General features: G+C 56.2%; 22 protein-coding genes and 1 tRNA gene. 11 read left to right on the top strand and 12 right to left on the bottom strand.

All coding sequences use genetic code 11. The annotated features are described in order from the left end of the window. The first annotated feature begins 180 nt into the window (after nt 1–180). Complete coding sequence (locus tag AC1DYF_RS00695; RefSeq protein WP_477874192.1) at nt 181–2115, top strand: hypothetical protein; 1935 nt, start codon at nt 181–183, stop codon at nt 2113–2115. A 26-nt stretch (nt 2116–2141) separates the two neighbouring features. Here AC1DYF_RS00695 and AC1DYF_RS00700 read toward each other — a convergent pair whose 3' ends face one another. After that, a complete protein-coding gene (locus tag AC1DYF_RS00700; RefSeq protein ID WP_477874194.1) occupies nt 2142–2420 on the bottom strand; it encodes a hypothetical protein in 279 nt (92 codons plus the stop codon). A gap of 97 nt (nt 2421–2517) precedes the next feature. Here AC1DYF_RS00700 and AC1DYF_RS00705 point away from each other — a divergent pair, with 97 nt between their 5' ends. Beyond that, nucleotides 2518–2943, top strand: a complete 426-nt coding sequence (locus AC1DYF_RS00705) for a hypothetical protein (RefSeq protein ID WP_477874196.1) — start codon at nt 2518–2520, stop codon at nt 2941–2943. Nucleotides 2944–2946: 3 nt separating this feature from the next. Here the strand turns inward: AC1DYF_RS00705 and AC1DYF_RS00710 are convergent, their stop codons facing one another. Beyond that, nucleotides 2947–3384 carry a hypothetical protein gene (locus AC1DYF_RS00710; protein ID WP_477874198.1) on the bottom strand — a complete coding sequence of 146 codons (438 nt, stop codon included), beginning with the start codon at nt 3382–3384 and terminating at the stop codon, nt 2947–2949. Between the two features lie 120 nt (nt 3385–3504). Next, nucleotides 3505–4359: a P63C domain-containing protein gene (locus tag AC1DYF_RS00715; RefSeq protein ID WP_477874200.1), complete on the bottom strand. Its 855-nt coding sequence runs from the start codon at nt 4357–4359 to the stop codon at nt 3505–3507. Between the two features lie 100 nt (nt 4360–4459). On the opposite strand from AC1DYF_RS00715, the gene AC1DYF_RS00720 reads away from it, so the two are divergent. From AC1DYF_RS00720 to AC1DYF_RS00760, 9 genes are all read left to right on the top strand, one after another. Further along, nucleotides 4460–5029 carry a hypothetical protein gene (locus AC1DYF_RS00720; protein ID WP_477874202.1) on the top strand — a complete coding sequence of 190 codons (570 nt, stop codon included), beginning with the start codon at nt 4460–4462 and terminating at the stop codon, nt 5027–5029. 160 nt (nt 5030–5189) lie between these two features. Next, a complete protein-coding gene (locus AC1DYF_RS00725; protein ID WP_477874204.1) occupies nt 5190–5339 on the top strand; it encodes a hypothetical protein in 150 nt (49 codons plus the stop codon). Further along, a complete protein-coding gene (locus AC1DYF_RS00730) occupies nt 5339–5719 on the top strand; it encodes a hypothetical protein (protein WP_477874206.1) in 381 nt (126 codons plus the stop codon). The genes AC1DYF_RS00725 and AC1DYF_RS00730 overlap by 1 nt, the downstream gene beginning before the upstream one ends. 49 nt (nt 5720–5768) lie before the next feature. Further along, nucleotides 5769–5921: a hypothetical protein gene (locus tag AC1DYF_RS00735; protein ID WP_477874208.1), complete on the top strand. Its 153-nt coding sequence runs from the start codon at nt 5769–5771 to the stop codon at nt 5919–5921. After that, nucleotides 5921–7321 (top strand): hypothetical protein, encoded by a 1401-nt coding sequence (locus AC1DYF_RS00740; protein WP_477874210.1) that lies wholly within the window; start codon nt 5921–5923, stop codon nt 7319–7321. Before AC1DYF_RS00735 ends, AC1DYF_RS00740 begins: the two co-directional genes overlap by 1 nt. 56 nt (nt 7322–7377) lie before the next feature. Beyond that, nucleotides 7378–7761, top strand: coding sequence for a hypothetical protein (locus AC1DYF_RS00745; protein WP_477874212.1), 384 nt, complete (start codon nt 7378–7380; stop codon nt 7759–7761). Nucleotides 7762–7768: 7 nt separating this feature from the next. Next, nucleotides 7769–8110, top strand: a complete 342-nt coding sequence (locus tag AC1DYF_RS00750; protein ID WP_477874214.1) for a hypothetical protein — start codon at nt 7769–7771, stop codon at nt 8108–8110. A gap of 81 nt (nt 8111–8191) precedes the next feature. Then, nucleotides 8192–8557, top strand: a complete 366-nt coding sequence (locus AC1DYF_RS00755) for a hypothetical protein (RefSeq protein WP_477874216.1) — start codon at nt 8192–8194, stop codon at nt 8555–8557. 51 nt (nt 8558–8608) lie between these two features. Then, nucleotides 8609–8947, top strand: a complete 339-nt coding sequence (locus AC1DYF_RS00760) for a hypothetical protein (RefSeq protein ID WP_477874218.1) — start codon at nt 8609–8611, stop codon at nt 8945–8947. On the opposite strand, the gene AC1DYF_RS00765 is transcribed toward AC1DYF_RS00760, so the two are convergent. From AC1DYF_RS00765 to AC1DYF_RS00805, 9 genes are all read right to left on the bottom strand, one after another. After that, entirely contained in the window at nt 8928–9140 is a 213-nt protein-coding gene (locus AC1DYF_RS00765) for a hypothetical protein (RefSeq protein WP_477874220.1), read from the bottom strand. The genes AC1DYF_RS00760 and AC1DYF_RS00765 overlap by 20 nt on opposite strands. Nucleotides 9141–9155: 15 nt before the next feature. Further along, nucleotides 9156–9416, bottom strand: coding sequence for a hypothetical protein (locus AC1DYF_RS00770; RefSeq protein ID WP_477874221.1), 261 nt, complete (start codon nt 9414–9416; stop codon nt 9156–9158). Between the two features lie 100 nt (nt 9417–9516). Then, nucleotides 9517–9681: a hypothetical protein gene (locus tag AC1DYF_RS00775; RefSeq protein ID WP_477874223.1), complete on the bottom strand. Its 165-nt coding sequence runs from the start codon at nt 9679–9681 to the stop codon at nt 9517–9519. Nucleotides 9682–9726: 45 nt separating this feature from the next. Beyond that, the gene (locus AC1DYF_RS00780) at nt 9727–10209 is read right to left on the bottom strand and encodes a hypothetical protein (protein ID WP_477874225.1); all 483 of its coding nucleotides are present in this window, start codon (nt 10207–10209) and stop codon (nt 9727–9729) included. Beyond that, nucleotides 10210–10416 carry a DUF551 domain-containing protein gene (locus AC1DYF_RS00785; protein WP_477874227.1) on the bottom strand — a complete coding sequence of 69 codons (207 nt, stop codon included), beginning with the start codon at nt 10414–10416 and terminating at the stop codon, nt 10210–10212. A 359-nt stretch (nt 10417–10775) separates the two neighbouring features. After that, nucleotides 10776–11588, bottom strand: coding sequence for a DUF5131 family protein (locus AC1DYF_RS00790; protein WP_477874563.1), 813 nt, complete (start codon nt 11586–11588; stop codon nt 10776–10778). A 19-nt stretch (nt 11589–11607) separates the two neighbouring features. Then, nucleotides 11608–11684 (bottom strand) — tRNA-Pro (locus AC1DYF_RS00795). Between the two features lie 174 nt (nt 11685–11858). Next, nucleotides 11859–12524: an ABC transporter ATP-binding protein gene (locus AC1DYF_RS00800; protein ID WP_477874229.1), complete on the bottom strand. Its 666-nt coding sequence runs from the start codon at nt 12522–12524 to the stop codon at nt 11859–11861. Continuing rightward, nucleotides 12521–13327: an ABC transporter permease gene (locus AC1DYF_RS00805; protein ID WP_477874231.1), complete on the bottom strand. Its 807-nt coding sequence runs from the start codon at nt 13325–13327 to the stop codon at nt 12521–12523. The genes AC1DYF_RS00800 and AC1DYF_RS00805 overlap by 4 nt, the downstream gene beginning before the upstream one ends. Nucleotides 13328–13354 lie beyond the last annotated feature (27 nt).

Below are 13354 nucleotides of genomic sequence, written 5' to 3' on the forward strand. Positions count from 1 at the left end.
CTTTCGGGTCGAAATGGACGCCGACTTGCGGCTGACCCCGATGCTGTTCATGCGGGTCGTGTTCGATGGTCTTAGGGTCGTCGTGCATCGCTAAAATATAAGAACATCCACGAAATTGTAAATGGCACGTCACCTCGGCTCGCGGCCGGGCGCTGGCGTGTTTTTGTCAGGAGAATGCCCTTGCCAAGAACCGGAGGAGTGTACTCGGAGCCAGCCGGCACCAAGGCTGTTTCTGGACAAACAATCCAGTCCGTGCCGTACAACACGTTCATCGACGATCTGGTGACCGATGCCAACGCCGCACGTCCTGTCACGGCCGGCGGGACAGGCGCGACCACGGCGACCGGTGCGCGCACAAACCTCGGCATTGCCAACTTCGTTGACGCCGATGCGGTCCAGACGCTCACGAACAAGAGCCTGCAGGACTCGACAACCTTCATCATCGACGAGGTGGACGCCACCAAGAAGGTTCAATTCCAGGTCTCCGGCGTCACCACAGCCACAGTCCGCACCTGGACTTTCCCGGATGCCTCAGACACGTTCGTGGGCCTTGCTGCGACCCAGACCCTGACCAACAAGACGATCACGCGGCCGACGATCACGCTCCAGGACAGCATTACCACTTTCCAGGACAACGGTGACAACACCAAGCAAGCCCAGTTCGAGCTGTCAGGCATCACGACCGCCACGACCAGGACGCTGACTGTCCCGAATGCTTCCGGGACGATATTGCTTGCCGCGAACACTGCGGCTGTCGATGGTAAATCGTTCAACGACAACAGCAATTTTTGGGTCGACAGCGCCGACAACTCGAAAAAGCTCGCGATCGAGTGTGGCAGCATCACGGCGGCGACCACGCGGACATGGACGGTTCCGGACTTCTCGGACACTTTCGTTGGCCTCACGGGCACACAAACTCTGACCAACAAGACGCTGACCGCGCCGACGATCAACGCCGCGGCCCTGTCCGGCACGTTCTCCGGCAACCACACTTTCAGCGGCAAATCCACCTATACGCTCGGCACGGCCACGGGCGGCCAAACCTATATTGCCCTGGTTCCGTCCGATCGCGGCGCCGGCAAGCCTGAGCTCGACTTCATCAAGACAGCGACTGCTGGCAAGTGGCAAATCCAAGTCGATGACGGCTCTACCAACGCTTCATCGGTTTTGGATATCGTCGCCGGAGGCGGGTTTACGTGGAATGGCGTCCAAGTCGTCGACCTCTCGTCCTCGCAGTCGTTGACGAACAAAACGCTGGACGACGCAACGACTGCCTTCGCCGACAACGGCGACGCCACGAAAAAGTTTCAGCTTCAGCTTTCTGGACTATCCACGGCGACGACACGTACTTGGACGGTTCCAGACAGCAGCGATACGTTCGTAGGTCTTGCCGCGACACAAACGCTCACCAACAAGACGCTGACTTCTCCGACTATCACCACGCCGACGATCACCGTCAACGACAGCGCCTTTACGCTGCAGGACAACGGGGACACGACCAAGAAGGCGGTGTTCGAGCTTTCCGGCATCACCACTGCGACGACGCGCACTTATACCCTGCCGGATACCTCTGACACGCTGGTGACACTGGCAGCGACGCAGACGCTGACGAATAAATCCCTCACGTCTCCGGCGCTCACCGGAACGCCCACGGCGCCGACCGCGACAGGTGGCACCAATACCACCCAGATTGCAACGACCGCCTTCGTCATGGCCGCATTTGGCACGGGCGGATATTATGCCCCTTCCAATATTGTCGGCACAGTATCTCAGTCAGGCGGCGTACCAACTGGTGCGATCATTGAGCGCGGCTCCAATGCCAATGGCGAATATACAAAGTTTGCCGATGGCACAATGATTTGCACGTTCACGACTGCTGGGCAGACCTGCACTACTGCGGCCGGCAATGTTTTTACCAGCGGCGTCGGCCCGAATTGGACGTTTCCTGTAGCATTTGTGGCAACCCCTCACATGTTTGTGAGCTGCCAGAGTGTTTCTCGTTGGGCAAACGGCAACGCCACCAATACAACAACGGGGCAATTTGCCCAATTTTCCTATGTCAGTAGCGCAGGCTCCGTCGCGGCCGATCTAGTGGCAATCGGCCATTGGTTCTAACAGGTTCATATGGCAGCGGCATCTCATCAATTGGGCCGGGCAGCGACTCGGGGTGTCGGGTCGCCGCTTTTGTCCAGAATATCGATGGCTCTCATTAGCGAGTTCGCCAACTCGACTGCGGCTAAACGCGTCATCCGCAAGTGCGCGCTCGAAACAACAACCTTCTCGATCGTTGTGCCATCTAGGGACGGTCTGGCTTCTTCCATGCCAACATGGACAAGGACGTTCCCGCCGATGTGTCCAGCGGAGACGATATAGTCAACAATTACATGCGGAGCGCCATCACTCTGTGAAATTTTTCCCATGCTCTACCATCCTGGAATCGGAGAGAATATATAATCTCGATACCAATCCAAAGTCGAGATGGCTATTCGTTCGCGAGAGTCCATGAGGAGGAAAGAAGTGATCAAGGTTTATGGCACCGATGCGCAGGAAACCTGGAATTTTGAGGCCGATTATGGGGCATACGCGCTGCACATGGGCGCCGGGGCCGACGCGGTGGTCGACCGCAGCTTGTCGGACAGCAATATCTTCGGCGGCGCAGGAAACGACATCCTCCAGACCTACGCCGGCAATGACAAACTGCACGGTGGCGCGGGTGACGATTTCTTCTTTGTCAGCAACATAGGAGATTGGCGTCACGTCGAGATCTGGGGCGGCAAAGGACAGGATTCAGTGCTGATCGAGAGCGACAGTGCCGTCCTTGCTGATACCAAGTTGATAAACGGAGACGAGTTCATTCTTTTCGTCAACGGAACTATCGCGACTCTGCACGGCGTCGAGGCCGTCCACGTGGTTTCTCATGCCGACATCCCGCCGTGGGCCTGAGCCTCAATAGCACGTCGTGTCGACCCGTGTAGGGTGCCCGACAAACGTCCCACTCAATGTGGATGTGCAGTTCCTCGGCGCCGCTACGGCCGGCTGATTGATCACGACCGGCGGCGGAACGAATTGCTGTCCCTGGAATGGAAAAGCTGGCATCCGACCATCGGACTTGCCGCAGATAAATGACATCCGATACCAAGTGACAGGACCGGGGAGAATATCGGCGATCAGGCCACCCGCGTGGCTGTCGCTGTCGATCACCTGATATGTGCCGCCTTTGCAGAGCTTCGCGGCCTCATTGAAACAGCCATTCGGCGAGCCATTGCATTTCACCTGATGGAGCTTCTGGCCTCCCGGCGTTTGCACATCGCCAGCCGAGCCAGAAACGCAGCCTGATAGCGCCGCGGTCACCGCTAGCAACATCGAAACCTTGATTGCCTGCATATTTCGCCCCCCCCTCATCCGAGGGCATGCAAGCACACCGCCAATCGGAAGTCGAGCGGCTTCCGTCACCATCAACAGGCTCCTTCGGGGGCCTTTTCCATTTCCAACAAGGACGTAAGATCAAAGGCTAAGACGGCCTTGAACCCCAGGGAAAACTCTATCGAAGTTGTCTTCGAACGCTTCACGTGTCGGCGAAGCCCGCATGATGGCGATCAATTGAAGCAGGTGGTCTCTAAGGTCCGGCTGGCCAATATCTTCGCTCAGGAATTGGTGATGTTTCCATTTTCTACGTCCAGTGCCTGGCTCCGTGGGGTTTTTATGCTTGAGCGCGTCCAGAACGCCGGGCGGGAGCTTGTCGTAAACAAGCCTGTTTGTCAGCTGACCGACAAATGGTGTCTTTTGCCTCCCGGTTGGCCATGGCCAACCCCATAGGCGGTACATCTGTTTGTAATATTCGTCGGGAAATCGCTTGGCCCACGCCAATCGCTCTTCCGAAAGATATTTTGCAAGCAGTTTATGCAGTTCATCGCGTTCGCGGTCATCTTGATACCCGGTTGCCTCATCAACCAAAGCGACGATGCCAACCTTGGCAAATGCCCTGATCAGGCTGTCTGCGAATATACCATACCTGACTTCCTGAACGGTCTTTAGTGCACCAGCATCCCTCGCGTCCAAGATGACAGAACATAGATCGCTAAGGATTGTAGCTTCATAGCCTGCTGTCTCTCGCGTACCTACTCCAGCGAACAAAATAGGGTTTTCGATGGCCAAAGCCAAGTCATTGGAAATAAACTGTTTTAGCGCTGGATGTGAGACAATTCTGCTCACTCCTTGGCCACGACCTTTCATGCCGATTGCGGCTGTCATCCCTCGTCCGGAAAGCACTCTGCGGCGATCCTCAAGGACAAAGCATGGAAGTTCTATATCCCCGATTGCGAGCTTTCCGCTATGGGTAGATTTTATTAGGTTGGCCATTGTCCTCTCCTTTCGTGGCCATTGATATAACTATAATGGCCATAAATCAATAGGTGAATGGCCATTCATTCTAATTATCCACTCAGGAGGAGATTAACATATGAACCGCGCAGCCTTCTTCGCTGCCGTGCGGACGAGCTTGTTCGCCGGTCGGCTTACCCAGTCCCAAGTCGATGGGATCGACGCCATCCTTGACGAATGGGACGCCGATGGCCTGACCGACAATCGGCAGCTTGCCTACATGCTCGCGACCGCTTTTCATGAGACCGCGCAGCATATGCAGCCGATCACCGAATTCGGCGGCGTCCACTACTTCGACAAGTACGACACTGGCACCCTGGCGGCTAGGCTGGGCAACACGCCGGAAGCCGATGGCGATGGCTACCGATATCGCGGCCGTGGCCTCGTACAGATCACCGGCCATGCGAACTACCAGAAATTCGGCATCGCCGATGATCCCGACAGGGCGCTCGATCCGAAGGCAGCGACGAAAATCCTATTCCTCGGCATGCGCAACGGCATGTTCACAGGCAAGAAGCTCTCCGACTATTTCCACGACACGGTCGCCGATTGGGTCAACGCCCGAAAGATCATCAATGGTCTTGATCGGGCCAATACTATCGCCGGCTATGCGCAAAAATTCCTGACTGCGATCGAGGGCGCAGCCTGACATGTGGAACTATATCAGCAGGTCCACGCTGAAGCGCGAGTTCGCGTCTTTCGTGTTCTTCTGTTGGATGTTTTTCGGCGCGTACCTCCTGGCAAGATTGCCGATTACTCAGTTCGCACCTGATGCATCACTCGCAGCCTGGTCGGCATTGACACCGTTCATGTTCGGATTGGTCACGGCAGCTTTTGGCGCGGATTTTGTCGCCAAGCAGACGAACATTGCCGGCCCCCCGTCCAACACCGAGACCACCGTCAAGGCGGAAATGACGGACACGAGCGCGACAGTCACCACGACATCGGAGCCAAAGTAATGCTCGCCTTCCTCTTCTCACCGCTCGGCAAGATCGCCGGAGCAGGCGCTCTAGTCGTGGCCGGAATTGTCGCCTTACTCGGGGTGCATGATCACAACGTCCTGCAAGGCTACGTGAAGCAATCCGCGCTCGACGCCGCCAATGCGAAAGCCACAGAACTGAAGCGCCAGGCAGACGTCAGCGCCTCCGCGGTCCAATCCCTCAACATCCAGATCGAGAAACAAAAGGCTGCCGACGCCCAAGATGACGCCGCTCGCGAGAAGGAAATTTTAGATTATGAAAGCCAATTGGCCGCCGCTAACCGTCGCTGCCTCGCTAGCGCTGCTGACGTTTCTACCATCCTGCACAACAACAAGTCTCAAAGCCTCGGCCACCATTAAAGGCCAGTCGCAAGCCCGCGTCAATCTTCCGGATTGGCCGGCAGACTGCGTGATTCAGGAACCCCACGCCAGCCTCAAGGAAGGCGATGAGGTGCGCTCCGTGCTGATCCGTGAGCGTGGACAGCTCGACAAGGCGAACGCGCGCGTGGGGCGCTGTGCTGGCTTCTATTCCGATCTAAAATTCAAAATGGAGACGTCGTAATGTCCTTCGGTCTTGGACTTACTCAACTTGGCCTTGGCCTCGGCTCAAACAATGGCAGCGGCGGCGGAATTCTTTTCCCCTCTGGCCTGGGCTGGAATGGCGCAATCGTCCCGACATCTGCCCTCAGTGTTTTCGATCCTGGCGGTGATAATGCAGCGACGGGATTTTGCAGCCTGACGCCGGAACAGGTGTTCGACAGCATATCGACTGCTCGCTCTGCTCCGACCACGACCTATTACATGGGAGCAGGCGGCAACGACGGCAACAGCGGCCTCAATACCGGGGCGAAGAAGGCCTCTCTTGCCTCCTGCATCACGGCAGGCAACGCTACGGCTGCACCATACAAGGTGATCCCAGACGGCATCGAGTATTTCCGAAACCTCGGCTCAATGTCTACGCTGCCCACGCAGGATATCGCCATTGTGCCGGCGAGCGGGCGCATGGTCTCCGGCATCTTCGATACCTTCACGACCGCGCTCGATGGCACGTTCACGAACTGCTATTCGGTGACGATCGGGGGCGTTGATCGCGTCGTCAACCGGACGACGTTGAACACCTACGGCGATGGCGTGGATTACGCGTTCTATGCCACACCAACCGCTCTTGACGGCGCCACGTTGACAACGGACGGCTACGCCTATTCCGGCGGCAAGCTCTACATGCGGCGCCTGGACACCACCCAGCCGACAACGACGAACACGCGCGTCATGCGCACCACCGTGCCATTCTGGAAATCCACGGCGGAAATCAACGTCTATATCGAGAATATCGACGGCGAGGGAGGCCAGGTCGGAACCTTCGAATACACCCGCTCCATCGCCGCAACGAAGAACTGCGTTTTCGTCGCCAAGAACTGCACCTCGAAATACAGCGGTGGCCAGACCAACACGGGCGCCCGCGGGTTTTCGATCGACGGCATGCGTGGTCTTGCCTATCTGTCCGGCTGCACGGCGAACGGCGCTGCAACGGACGGGTTCAATTTCCACGATGTGCAGCTGAACGGCCTCCAGCGTCTTACAGTCAACTGCATCGGCAACGACAACGGGCGCGGGACGGCAGCGTCCTGCAATGGGCTCACCGATCACGAGGATGTCATCGGCATAGACTTGGCCGGCCAATACCTCGGCAACCACGGCGGCTCTGTTCGGCCGATCGCCAACACCAAGACCCTCAACGTCGCGACAATGGCAACGGACTTGGGAGACCTGTCGGATGGCACAAATGCAGCCTTCCAATGCGACGGCGGCGGCACTGCTGAAATGTGGTGCGACAGGACCAAGGCACCGAACGCATCGGGCAAGAACGCCTATGCGGTTTCCACGACGGCCAAGATCCATAAGCGCAATGTCGCCGCCACTCTTGGCACATCGGGCGGCTCGGGCACAATCGACAATTATTGATGGTTCTCGAATCCGGGATTTGCTATGGTCGGCGCATAAATCACCCGAGGATTGCCATGCTTGAGAAGGTCGCAGATTGGATAGGTCGCAAGGTCGTGATTTCCCAAGGCCTTGTCGATGATATTGGCAAAGAAGGCGTCATTCTCGCCATTGATGACGATCCCATTCAAATAAATGCGTGGATCAAAGTCGACGCGCGCCGTTGGCCCCCAGTCTATCTTTCTGCCCCGTTGTGGTGGGTTAAGGATATCGAAACCGGGCAATGGGCTCCCCCTGGTTCGGGTGGAAACAAAGTCCGAGATATTGGCCCCACCGAGTTTTATAAGCCTACGAGCTTGGCCCAGTTTGAGAATTGCACAGGGGAACATTCTGGAATCCATGTGCGAAAAATTTCGGAAGATCAGCGGCGCACGATGCCCACAACGATGGACACTTACTAGAGCCACCATGAAGCCGGCTATCCCAGACGTAATCGACAAGTTCAAGACATACTACGCCAAGCATGGCGGCTGGGGCCTTACGCTGCACGTTGTCATGGAAGACTTCAACTCGGAAGCCGGATTCGTGGCGGAAGAATATGAGACGGAAGCGCGAGAACGCGGAGACCATGAAGGCGCCGAACTGATCTCGGTCCTTCGCTCAATGAGCCGAACGCAGCGCCGAAAGCTTGCGCGGCTGGCTATAGATTTCGGCCGCTCCCCGCCAAAAACGGTTTCCTCACTGTTAGAGTGCAACAGCACCCCAAATTCCATGTACAGGGCAGGAAGCAACGTCTACCTCAATCGGTAGATTGCACCGGGCCACCGCACGGACCCCATACCCAGCCGCCCTAGTTGGCGGCTTTTCTATACCCTCGCATAGCATCCCGCATTGAAAGGCTTCGACCGGATGGCCGATGATGAACATGAACTTATCAATCTCGCATCGCTCGCGCGCCGCGTTGAGGCGGTCTCTTATATTGCAGAGCGCCAGCGGGAGACCATATCCGAGATTGTGAACGAGGCGGTGGCGTTGGACATGCGCGTTCGATCACTCGAAGGTCTGGCTCAGACAGCCGCAATCACGAAAGCGAGAGAAGACGCGCGAGACGAGGCGTTGTATGAGCGCCTGTCCCGCATCGAGGATCAGATCAAGGATATCCGCGGAGTGGGAAGCAAGGCGCTGTGGATCATCGCAGGCGGGATACTTGCAGGCATCGTTGCGTTCATGATGGCGGGCGGGTTCAAGATCCATTGACTCGGCTGATTTGAAATGCTTGTTTCCCCCTCATTCGAGGGAGAGACATAAATGGCAACCGATCACAATCCATTCCTATCCATGTCAGCAAAAGAACGCGCGAGGCAAAAGCAGCTATTGGATTATGCGCTGGAATTCGATAATGCAGCACTCGATATTACCGCTGCCGCCGCTCTGAAATGGGGCTTCAATCGCCTCAAGGTACGCAATAAGCTTGGCGAAGTGTTTGCCGAAATAAGCCAGCAGGCATTTCCTAGAGAGGCGAACTTAGGCAAAGTGGCAGACCTGTCAGAAAGCCAGATTGAGGCGATTAAGAAGGCTGCTGTAGACGCCCTAGAAATCGCCGCGTTGAAAGGACTGGACGCATTGCCTACGACGAAGACGGGGTGAGGATTTCGTCCTTCAGATCGTCGGCTTCAGGCCACATGCGATCTACTGCACGCCAGCATCTCTGGCGTTCGGTCATAATTGCTTCAACAATAGCATCATAGGCAGGCTGCTCGGCGTCCCCGCTTATTAATGACGGCAAGCGCATGTCGTAAGCCTTCCGCGCCGCTTTATGTACGTCCCTCGGAATATCCATTTTCTCTCTCCTGGTTCAGCCGGCATTCGCCTTCGCCGCATCATAGGCGGCTTCCAACTGGCGGCAGGCTTCGATCTTGTCTGGGTCCGATCCGTTGGCCGATGGCACTATCCCGGCAAACGCGTCTCCCCAGAAATGCCAGGTCCAAACCCGATCGGGTCCGGTGGTGTGCAATTGGACGCGGCCGAAGCGGATTTCGCCATCCTTCGCGACATAGTCGGTTTCTCGGTCGGCCCAAGTGCGCTCCCAAGAATATTTCAACTGGCGCTCTTTCATTTGTCCACCCCCAGCCAGTGCAGCACGGCGCCAGCAATAAGCGCGATCGGCAGCAGCACGAAGATGATAGGCCATAGGCGGTTTGAGTACGAGTGCGGGTTCACTTCGCATCTCCGATCAAAGCCTTCAAGGCGGCTTCAATTTCAGGCCCTACGCCACTAGCTAGGGCGATTCGATCAATACGTTCACCATGCATAATAGCATCGCAGATCATTTTAGCTGCGGAAAGAGCCTCGATTGCTCTGCGCCTGTCTGCCTCGCTCATCCCTCAACCTTTCTCACCTCTATGCCGGCACGAAGGGCGCGGCGGTCATACGGGCTCGTGCTTGCAATCCTCGATATCATAGGCGATAGTCTCGTTTATGTCAGAGGGGATTTCGTGGCTGAACACGGCGCGAGCTGGTATCTCTCGAAACTTGCGTACCTTTCCTTCCCCCCGACAATGCGGGCAGGCGGAAAGCTTCCTCTTGAAAATCCACTTCCTTTCGAATGGATGCTGCTCGAACTGAAAGCTGCCATCCAAATCGTTGGTAATCCGTTGTTCGGTCGTGTAGCTTGATTCAGGCCTATGACCTGCATTTGAGAGCGCAATCGCCCTAAACACACCGATAGCGGTTCTGTCGTAATCACCTGTTGGTGGCCAAGCTTTTTGCACTATATGCTCCGAGATAATGACAGCATCCCCATAATTCATTTTCATCAGTCTCGCGCCGATATGGAAGCGCATCATTATGCCATCAATGATATCCATGTTGAAAAACGGGTCGTTTAATTCCAATGGATAAACGCGCATTCACCCCTCCTTGGCTGGAGATTGGGGAGGGGCGGGAAGGGGAAGCCAATGCGTCGGCTGATATAGAAAAGCGGGCAGATCGCTATCTAAGCCCCACCCTCGGGCGCCGTAGTATTGAGCTGTGCATGGGCCGGTCCATTCCTTCGCCCAAGCGATAATGCGCCGGCCGTCTAACGGGGCGCTAAGGATATCATTCCATTCGCTCATTCCGTCTCTCCTTAGGATCTATGGGTGGCGGGAAGAGGGGGAAAGACCAAGGTCAGTTAACTGTTGTAAGGCTTCCCGCGCCCTCTTCTTCGCCTCCTTGTTGAGGAAGACATGCCCGCATTCCAAGCACCGTTGCCCGCTGGCGATATCTTCCAAGTCGTGGTGGAAGACGTATGTAGCGCCTCTCGGTGCAGGGTTGCCCAAATAGCAATCTACCGCGTTGTTATTCTCGCTCGACATTCATACCTCCAGTTTGACAAATCTCTGCTAAGCTATTGATTCACGAATGCCGGTTTGACACGTATTCCAGTTTTCGCCCTTGAAAAGGCTGCATGAAGTTCGGATTGAAAATCCGCGTGTCACGCTGCCAGTTCGACAGGGAATTCCTGCACGCGAAGATCGGCCGGCCACTGGCTCATAGGGATAGGTTTGCCGCCGCGAGTGATCTGCTTCAGGTGGAAGCGCTTGCCGTAGAAGGCCGCTTGCTCCATCAGGCTCCTAAACCACATGTCGTTTGATTCGCGCGCCTTGTGCTGGCCCTGGTTCGTTTCGCCGCCGCAGATAATCCAGTCAGGTTGCCAGTTCCCGGCCATCTCGACATGGCTTAGCATTGGCTCGAAACTGGCGAAGGTGAAGAACGGATCGAACCGTCTTGTCGCGGCTTCCAACTTCGGCGCGTCCCTATCCCATTCGTCCTGATTGGCAAATGTGGCCCCTAGCGCTGCGTTCATCGGCAGGCGATCGATAAGCTTCAGGGAATTGCCGATGCGCTTGGTGAGCAGCAGCCACACGAGATTTGGCGTATGTTCGATAAGTTGCATGAACCGGATGCGCCATGCTTCCGGCACAGCGGTATCGAAAGGATCGCAGAGTGACGGGAAAACGGTTGGGGTTGTCCCGGTCTTTCTCGCCTCGGTGTTCCACGCGAAAGGCTTCTTCCAATAGGAAGCCGACATAAGGTCGCGGGTTCCTTCGCCAGATCCAGGTTTGCCCCACTCGACGCGGCCCATGCGCGTATCCATGAGGTGAGCTGCATAGCAACCGTCACACGCGGGGCTGATCTTTGTGCATCCCGTCCATGGTGACCATGTGCGATCTGCCCATGAGATGAGAGTTTCTTCAGCCATGACGGGCCTCCAGATTGGGTTTATGCCAATCATTGCCGCAATCATTGCCGTGGTTTGCCGAACTTGGTCGGAGTGGAGTGATTCGAACACTCGACCCCCTCGTCCCGAACGAGGTGCGCTACCAGGCTGCGCTACACTCCGAACTCAAGTTGGCGCGTTCTATAGACCAGGCTTTTCGTTTCGACAAGCCATATCGGCAAAAAAAATGAGGAATTCTCGCTCTGATCGTAAGTTTATGAAAAATATGAAAAAACTCTGGCTTGGCGGATATTCCGGCCGAGATCGGACTGCGCAGTAAACCCTGCGCAGCGAGCCTCAAGCGTCCACCAAATTCACCTTGTTGAAATGCGCCAGCGCCTGGTCGACCCGATCATGGAGCGTGAGTTGGCCCTCAAACAGCACGCCCGCGGTCTGGCAATATTTGCTCACCAGGTTCGGTCTTTCGGTAGCGATCAGAAATGTCAGATTGTTCCGATTGTCCTCAAGATACTTGGCGCATTTCCGGCGGAATGTCATGTCGCCGCCATCCATGCTGTTGTCGACCAGGATGAATTCAAAGTCCATGGCGAACAAAAGGCTGATGCCGAGACGCGCTTTCATCTCGCCGTTATAGTTGCGCAACGGGCCGTCGAGATATTTGCCAAGGTCGGCGAATTCGCGAACAAATTCGTGAACCCGGTTGAAATTACGCCCATAGAGATCGCTCAGGAAGCGAATGTTCTGGCGGCCGGACAGTCTGCCGGAAATAACGCTGTTGCTGCCCCAGGGCCAGGAAATTTCGCCGCGGCGGACAATCGAGCCCTCGCTCGGTTTTTCATTGCCGGCAGCCATACTGATGAAGGTCGTCTTCCCCTGGCTGGGAGGCGCTAGAATCCCGAGGCTTTTTCCCGGTTCTACCGCGCCGCTGAAATTGCGAATGAGCCAGTTTATCTCGCCCTTGCGGTTGCGATAGGCTTTGCCGACATTGTCGAAGACGATCATAGTTCTTCCTCGTCGTCTTCGTACCGTGATCTGAGGATTTCCTTGCGCCACACGTGCTCGACAGTGAGTGCAATCAGCATAAACGCTGCGGAAAAGGAGGCGAGATAAGTGGGGCTATAGACAGATGTATAGTCGAGATAGGAATTTTCGCGGATAGCCTCGACGCAATGCAGGAATGGGTTCCACCAAACGAAACTGAGAATGTTCGGCGGCAGTTGCACCGGCACGAAGAAAATGCCGGATGCCAGGTAGAGCGGCAGCGCCATCAATCTCCACAGGCTGCGCCACAGCGGCCACAACGCTCCCACGGTCGCATTGAACATCGACATCGCGATGCAGAAAAAATAAACCATCAGCAGCGCAATAACCATGCGCTGAAAATTGACCACCACCTGCTCGCCGACGATGATCTGGACGGCGGCCAGGAACGTGGTCAGGATGAGCAGCCAGATGGTGAATTCCAATGTGGTTCTCGCCACAACCGCATCCATCGGCCGGATGGCGCCGAATTCGAAAAGCGGCAGGTTGGTGACAATGCCCTTCATGCCTTTGGCAATCGTCGCGCGGATGGCGCGGCAGGCAATGATCCCCGTCAGCAGGAAGAGGATGGAACTGTCGCCGAACATGGGATTGGAGTCCTTCACAACCAGGCGGAAGAACAGATAAATGCCGATAAACGCCGACGGCTCAACCAGTGTCCACACATACTCGAACGGGGTATCGCCGAACCTCAGGGCAGCTTCGCGGAAAATCAACGCCACGATGATGCGGGCATTGTTGACCGCTCCGTGCAGAATGTTCACACGAATGGGTGCCGAATCAGACCGATG

This window comes from Rhizobium sp. P2_G9, from assembly GCF_056403475.1.

Excerpts from the sequence above, each read along its gene's own strand:
- AC1DYF_RS00700 (WP_477874194.1), bottom strand. The coding sequence starts at position 2,420 with ATGGGAAAAATTTCACAGAGTGATGGCGCTCCGCATGTAATTGTTGAC.
- AC1DYF_RS00710 (WP_477874198.1), bottom strand. The coding sequence starts at position 3,384 with ATGCAGGCAATCAAGGTTTCGATGTTGCTAGCGGTGACCGCGGCGCTA.
- AC1DYF_RS00715 (WP_477874200.1), bottom strand. The coding sequence starts at position 4,359 with ATGGCCAACCTAATAAAATCTACCCATAGCGGAAAGCTCGCAATCGGG.
- AC1DYF_RS00720 (WP_477874202.1), top strand. The coding sequence starts at position 4,460 with ATGAACCGCGCAGCCTTCTTCGCTGCCGTGCGGACGAGCTTGTTCGCC.
- AC1DYF_RS00725 (WP_477874204.1), top strand. The coding sequence starts at position 5,190 with ATGTTCGGATTGGTCACGGCAGCTTTTGGCGCGGATTTTGTCGCCAAG.
- AC1DYF_RS00730 (WP_477874206.1), top strand. The coding sequence starts at position 5,339 with ATGCTCGCCTTCCTCTTCTCACCGCTCGGCAAGATCGCCGGAGCAGGC.
- AC1DYF_RS00740 (WP_477874210.1), top strand. The coding sequence starts at position 5,921 with ATGTCCTTCGGTCTTGGACTTACTCAACTTGGCCTTGGCCTCGGCTCA.
- AC1DYF_RS00745 (WP_477874212.1), top strand. The coding sequence starts at position 7,378 with ATGCTTGAGAAGGTCGCAGATTGGATAGGTCGCAAGGTCGTGATTTCC.
- AC1DYF_RS00750 (WP_477874214.1), top strand. The coding sequence starts at position 7,769 with ATGAAGCCGGCTATCCCAGACGTAATCGACAAGTTCAAGACATACTAC.
- AC1DYF_RS00760 (WP_477874218.1), top strand. The coding sequence starts at position 8,609 with ATGGCAACCGATCACAATCCATTCCTATCCATGTCAGCAAAAGAACGC.
- AC1DYF_RS00765 (WP_477874220.1), bottom strand. The coding sequence starts at position 9,140 with ATGGATATTCCGAGGGACGTACATAAAGCGGCGCGGAAGGCTTACGAC.
- AC1DYF_RS00770 (WP_477874221.1), bottom strand. The coding sequence starts at position 9,416 with ATGAAAGAGCGCCAGTTGAAATATTCTTGGGAGCGCACTTGGGCCGAC.
- AC1DYF_RS00775 (WP_477874223.1), bottom strand. The coding sequence starts at position 9,681 with ATGAGCGAGGCAGACAGGCGCAGAGCAATCGAGGCTCTTTCCGCAGCT.
- AC1DYF_RS00780 (WP_477874225.1), bottom strand. The coding sequence starts at position 10,209 with ATGCGCGTTTATCCATTGGAATTAAACGACCCGTTTTTCAACATGGAT.
- AC1DYF_RS00785 (WP_477874227.1), bottom strand. The coding sequence starts at position 10,416 with ATGAGCGAATGGAATGATATCCTTAGCGCCCCGTTAGACGGCCGGCGC.
- AC1DYF_RS00790 (WP_477874563.1), bottom strand. The coding sequence starts at position 11,588 with ATGATTGCGGCAATGATTGGCATAAACCCAATCTGGAGGCCCGTCATG.
- AC1DYF_RS00800 (WP_477874229.1), bottom strand. The coding sequence starts at position 12,524 with ATGATCGTCTTCGACAATGTCGGCAAAGCCTATCGCAACCGCAAGGGC.